We start from the raw sequence: 857 nt of genomic DNA, 5'->3' as shown, positions 1-857 counted from the left end.
TAGTAATGGAAATATTCATAGATTGGAAATCGATAATGTCACCAGAAGACTTTTATCGATTGTTTCTACCACAAGTGAAAGCCCCTGACTGGCATGGAAATAACTTAGATACATTGAACGATAGTTTGGTGAATGGCGGTATTAATGGGATTGAACCACCTTACAAAATTGTAAATGTTAATACTGGTGAAGCGTCAGACTGTATCCATGAATTTATGCGTTCTGTAATAGGCATTTTTATTGATACATCAATTAAACATTCAGGTTCTGAAATCATAATTAAGTAACGAACATAACAAACTGTTCAAGCAGATTCGGCACGCGTGGCATTTTTGGTTTGCAGTGAGTTTTGTGATTACGGAGTAGTGCAGAAGCATTTGTATAGCGTGCCTCACTACTTAACAGGGCGTTATGTGTCTTTCCGGAATTTATCTTTCGAAATCAAAAAGTAAAAATTAGAATTGCGGAAAATGTTTCTAGTGGATTACTAGCATGAATCGTCACAACATCATTGGGTTCTTATCATCGTTTTTATCTTTGAGTACCCTAGTTTTCGTCATCATGGACGGGTCTCACTTTCCGCTTCTCGTTTGGCCATACGAAGCTTTCCAAGGTTTGGTATTTTCTTTCGTTTGGGGTTTTGGTGTTTCGACAACGGTTGGCTACTTTTTCTCAATAATAGTTGCTGTTACTGTGGCGGTAGTAAGTTTCGCGGTGGGGCATAAATTATCGCGCTTTGTGGTCAAAATAGGTAATCTTTAACCATTAATTCAAACACATAACAAGGCGTTCAAGAGGGATTCATGCCGCGTGGCATTTTTGGTATGCGGTGAGTTTTGGTAGTGAAAGTGGTGTGC

Annotated in this window: 2 protein-coding genes and 1 pseudogene; all 3 read left to right on the top strand. The window is 38.7% G+C overall.

The window, feature by feature from the left end:
- Positions 1-287, top strand: a 287-nt coding sequence (locus FC652_RS20060) for a barstar family protein (protein ID WP_217904691.1), incomplete at its 5' end; no start/stop codon positions are given.
- A gap of 205 nt (positions 288-492) precedes the next feature.
- Entirely contained in the window at positions 493-762 is a 270-nt protein-coding gene (locus tag FC652_RS20725) for a hypothetical protein (protein ID WP_176299899.1), read from the top strand.
- Positions 763-778: 16 nt separating this feature from the next.
- A pseudogene (locus FC652_RS20050) lies at positions 779-857 on the top strand (DUF3265 domain-containing protein); the annotation flags it as partial.

The sequence above is a fragment of the Vibrio sp. 05-20-BW147 genome, from assembly GCF_013369385.1.
GTDB classification, from domain to species: Bacteria; Pseudomonadota; Gammaproteobacteria; order Enterobacterales; family Vibrionaceae; genus Vibrio; species Vibrio floridensis.
The sequence above is the reverse complement of the archived record's forward strand: the minus strand, read 5'-3'. Positions and strand labels throughout refer to the sequence as shown.